Genomic DNA, 4,467 nt, shown 5'->3' with positions numbered 1-4,467 from the left:
GCGGGTGCCGCCGAACTGCACATCCATCCGCGCGGCGCCGACGGGCGCGAAAGCCTGGCGGCGGTGGATATGACGGTGCTTGCCGTGCGCCAGGCCTGTCCGGGTACATTGATCGGTGTGTCGACCGGCGCATGGATCGAGAACGATGTGGCGCGGACCCGCGCGGCGATCGCCGCCTGGCGCGAGCTGCCCGACTATGCCTCGGTCAATCTCTCGGAGCCCGACGCACCCGATGTGATGGAGCTGTTGCGTAAACAGGGCGTCGGCATCGAGGCGGGGCTTGCCACGACGGATGATGCGGAGCGCTTCGTGGCGCTTGCCGATCATAGCAGGGTGCTGCGCATCCTGATCGAGATCGACATACCGGACCTGCCTACAGCCCTCGACGAGGCGCGCGGCATCGCCGCCGTGCTCGAACGCGCGGGCGTGTGGCGGCAGATCCTGCTGCACGGCGTCGACGGCACAGTCTGGCCGTTCGTGGACCTTGCCCGGCAAAAGCGCTGGTCGACACGGGTCGGGCTGGAGGACGGCAAGACGCTGAGCGATGGAACGGTGGCGAGGGACAATGCCGAGATCGTGGCCGCGGCCGCCGCGAACTTCCGCTCCACGAGTATGAGCTGAACCTTGTCAGGCCGCGCCGCCGGCGAACTCGGTGATGCCCACCATTCGCGCAACAAACCCATGTCGCCTGAGGAACAGCTGAAATAAGGCCACATTCGAGGGCGAGGGGAGATGTCCAACTGTTTCGGAGCTCTCGCATGTCGCTGTCCGGCAGGACAACCCGCTATGGACGCCTCGCCCAGGCATTTCATTGGCTGACGGCACTGCTGGTGCTCATTGCTTTCCTGGTCTCGGCGGGTGGCCCTCCGGAGCGGGTCTATTCAGCGGCCAGGGCGTCGACGCTGCTGCTGCACGAGTCGCTCGGCTTTACCGTTTTCTGCTTGCTGGTCATTCGCCTGGTCTGGCGCCGGTTCGATCGCATTCCCGAGGCGCCGGCCATGCCCGCCTGGATGGAGGTCGCCTCGAAGGCGACGCATTGGGCGCTCTATGCGCTGCTGTTCGCGGTTCCGGCGACAGCCATGGTCGGCGCCTTGTTCGGCGGCCACCCGGTCACTGTCTATGGGTTGGGCGCGATCGGTCCGTTTTCCGGCACCTGGGGCGCGCCGCTGGCGGAGATCCATGGCACGCTCGGCGATATCATGATGTGGCTCGCTGGCCTGCACGCGGCCGCTGCCATCTTCCATCACGTCTTCCTTCGCGACCGGGTGCTGAGCCAGATGCTGCCGGGTCTGCCCGATCCATCGTCCGGGCAGGGCGGCTGAGCGCTGTCAGTCGAGAATGATGCGGATCGCCTGGTCGACCACCGGGTGCAGGCCGCTGGCCTGGAAGGAGAGGCGGTTGCCGGAGCCGACATTGCTGGTCATGGCGATGGTGAGGTCCGTCTCGGGATCGTGCAGCATGACGGCGACATAACCCGGAATGCTGCCCTGGTGGCCGTAGAAGGTGCGGTCGGCATAGGCGCTCTGGAACATACCCGCACCGGTCTCGCGCATGCGGGTGCCTGGAAAGCTCGCCGGCACGCGGTGTTCGAACATCTCGGCGAAGAACGGCGGTGACAACAGCTTCCCAGAAAACAGGCCGCGCATGAAACCCACCATGTCGGATGGTGTCGACACCATGTCGCCGCAGCCATAGGCGGCGCCGAACGGGAAGGAGTCGGACGAGTCCTGCAGCTCGCCGGAATAGGGCAGCACGCCGTCCATGCGCCACATCTCGCCGCCCGAGGCGATGTCGGTGGGCGCGTTCGGCGCCGGCGGCGGCCGGTGGTAATAGCCGCGCACCATCGACTTTTCCGGAAACGCTTCGGTCGCCGGCGACCAGGTGTTCTTCAGGCCGAGCGGCTGCAGGATCGCGCTTCTGACATAGGCGCCCAGCGGCTGGCCGGTGACGGCCTCGATCACCATGCCGGCCAGGACATAGCCGGTGTTGTTGTAGACGGCTGGCCCGCCCGGCGCCTTCTGCTTGTCGGAGGCAAAGGCGATGTCGACCAGCTGTCGCGGCGTCCACTGCCGGCCCGGGTCCATCGGAATGTAGTATTCGAACTCCGGCAGGCCGCTGCGGTGGTTGATCAACTGGCGCACTGAAATATCGCCGGCGCCCGGCAGGTCCGGGAACCAGGAGGAGATCGGCGCGCCGAGATCGAGCTTGCCGGTCTCGGCGAGCTTGACCAGGGCGGCGGCGACGAAGGTCTTGGTGCAGCTGCCGATCTTGAACAGCTGGTCTGGCGTGACCGATGTGCCACGCGCGCGGTCGGCGAGGCCGGCGGTAAGGGCGGTCGGCGTTGAGTCACCCTTGGCGTAGGCCAGCGAAGCACCCACCGCGCCGTCGGCAAGGTAGCTGTTTAGGAGGGAGGTCAGGTTTTTTGGCATGATTCACCTTTCTTCCTTCTCCCCCTGTGGGAGAAGGTGGATCGGCGCGCAGCGCCGAGACGGTTGAGGGGTGTTCCAGCGGAGTGAGGCGTTGGCTTTCCCTGGAACACCCCTCATCCGACCTCGCTTCGCGAGGCCACCTTCTCCCACAGGGGGAGAAGGGAAGGGCAGCCCAGCCCAGCCCAGCCCCGCCCAGCCTCACTCCGCCATGTCGACGGCGGCGAAATTCTGCCGGCCGAAGGGGTCGAGCACGTAGTTGAGCACGCTCTTGCGGATCGGGATCGCGACCATCGAATGGGCGATCGGCGCCACCGGCACTTCGGCCTTCAGGATCGCTTGCGCCTTCCCGTAGATCGCGGCGCGCTCTTTCGGGTCGGCTGCGACGCGGCCCTCGTCAAGCAGTTCCTCGAAATCCCTATCGCACCAGCGCGATCGGTTGGAGCCGCCCTTCACGCCGTCGCAGGAGAGGAGATAGCTCAGCATGTTGTCGGGGTCGCCATTGTCGCTGCTGCCGCCGAGCAGAAAGGTGTCCTGTTCGCCCGCCGCGGTGCGCTTGAGATATTCGCCCCATTCGAAGCTGACGATCTCCGAATGCACGCCGACCTTGGCCCAGTCCGCCTGGATCATCTCTGCCATGCGCTTGGCGTTGGGATTGTAGGGGCGCGACACCGGCATCGCCCACAGGCTGACCTTGAGGCCGCTTTCGTGGCCGGCTTCCTTCAGCAGTTTCTTCGCGCCCTCGGGATCATAGTCGATGCCGGCATCGGTGACGGCACCGAGCTGCGCCGGCGGCACGACGCTGCCGGCCACCGTGCCGGCGCCGGCGTAGACGGCATCGACGATAGCCTTGCGGTCGATGGCCTTGGCCAGTGCCGTGCGCACGCGCACGTCGCCCAGCGGCTGGTGCTCGACATTGAAGCCGAGGATGCCGATGTTCTGGCCCTTGAGATCGAGGACTGTGATGTCGGGATCGGCACGCAGATCGGCGACCGCACTTGGCGGCGGCGGCGCGGCGACCTGGCATTCATTGGCCTTGATGCGCTCGACGCGGGTGGTCGGCTCGGGCGTGACGGCGAAGACCAGCGTGTCGATCTTCGGCGCTCCGCGCCAGTAATCCTTGTTGGCGGCGTAGCGGATCTGGCTGTCGGGCACATAGGCCTGAAGCACGAAAGGCCCGGTGCCGACCGGCATGCTGTCGATCAGCTCCGGCGTGCCGGCCGCGACCATCTTTTGCGTCTGCTCCAGCGACAGGATGGAGAGATAGTCGAGCGCCAGCCCGGCCAGGAAGGTGACATTGGCTGCCGTCAGCGTGAAGCGCACGGTGTAGTCGTCGACCTTGTCGATTCTGTCGATCAGCGTGCCCATGCCGAGCGCGTTGAAGTACTCGTAAGCGCCGCCGCCGAGCTTGTGATAGGGATTGTTGGCATCGCGCTGGCGGTCGAACGTGTAGAGCACGTCATCCGCGTTGAAGTCGCGCGAGGGCGTGAAATGCTCGTTCGACTGGAATTTCACGCCGTGCCTGAGATGGAAGGTGTAGGTCTTGCCATCCGATGAAACATCCCAGCTTTCGGCCAGCGCCGGTCCGACCTCCGTCGTGCCCGGCTTGAACTCGACCAGTCGGTTGAAGATCGTCTTGGCGGCGGCGTCCATGGTGGAATCGGCGATGCCGATCGCCGGGTTGAAGGTCTCGGGATTGGCCTCCGAGCAATAGACCAGCGTCTTGGCGTAGGCCTGCCCGCCGACGAGGACGGATGAGGCCAGAAGGGTCGAGGCCAGAAGGGACGTGGCCAGAAGAGACGGGGCAAGCACTGTGCGCAGAACGGTGGATTTCATCGCAAACGCTCCTGATGACACTTTACGGTTGAGGGAAATTCATAGGGTCGCCGCTCGGCCCAGGAAACGGTCCGGCGCCAGCGCCGCGGCAGTGACGCCGAGTGCCGTGACATCCTCGGGCAAAGACTGCCCGCGCAGCAGCGCCGCGCTCAGTCTGGCCAAGGTCAGCGAAACCTGGAAACCGTAGCCGCCCTGGCCGCCGAGC

4 protein-coding genes are annotated in these 4,467 nt (G+C 65.8%); 2 read left to right on the top strand and 2 right to left on the bottom strand.

Going from position 1 to position 4,467, the window contains the following annotated elements; all coding sequences use genetic code 11:
* Both O7A61_RS31130 and O7A61_RS31125 read left to right on the top strand, forming a co-directional pair.
* Positions 1-621: 3-keto-5-aminohexanoate cleavage protein (locus O7A61_RS31130; protein ID WP_337133014.1), on the top strand; the 621-nt coding region annotated here is incomplete at its 5' end.
* A 137-nt stretch (positions 622-758) separates the two neighbouring features.
* The gene (locus O7A61_RS31125; protein WP_337133013.1) at positions 759-1,322 is read left to right on the top strand and encodes a cytochrome b; all 564 of its coding nucleotides are present in this window, start codon (positions 759-761) and stop codon (positions 1,320-1,322) included.
* 6 nt (positions 1,323-1,328) lie between these two features.
* On the opposite strand, the gene O7A61_RS31120 is transcribed toward O7A61_RS31125, so the two are convergent.
* Positions 1,329-2,429: a serine hydrolase domain-containing protein gene (locus tag O7A61_RS31120; protein ID WP_337133012.1), complete on the bottom strand. Its 1,101-nt coding sequence runs from the start codon at positions 2,427-2,429 to the stop codon at positions 1,329-1,331.
* 198 nt (positions 2,430-2,627) lie between these two features.
* Entirely contained in the window at positions 2,628-4,262 is a 1,635-nt protein-coding gene (locus O7A61_RS31115; RefSeq protein ID WP_337133011.1) for an ABC transporter substrate-binding protein, read from the bottom strand.
* Positions 4,263-4,467 lie beyond the last annotated feature (205 nt).

Source organism: Mesorhizobium sp. Cs1321R2N1 (genome assembly GCF_037179725.1).
Taxonomy (GTDB): Bacteria; Pseudomonadota; Alphaproteobacteria; order Rhizobiales; family Rhizobiaceae; genus Mesorhizobium; species Mesorhizobium salmacidum.
Note: the sequence above shows the minus strand (reverse complement) of the source record. Positions and strands in the feature narration are given on the sequence as shown.

Bases quoted from the DNA above. Each gene is read 5' to 3' on its own strand.
- O7A61_RS31125 (WP_337133013.1), top strand. From the start codon at position 759: ATGTCGCTGTCCGGCAGGACAACCCGCTATGGACGCCTCGCCCAGGCA.
- O7A61_RS31120 (WP_337133012.1), bottom strand. From the start codon at position 2,429: ATGCCAAAAAACCTGACCTCCCTCCTAAACAGCTACCTTGCCGACGGC.
- O7A61_RS31115 (WP_337133011.1), bottom strand. From the start codon at position 4,262: ATGAAATCCACCGTTCTGCGCACAGTGCTTGCCCCGTCTCTTCTGGCC.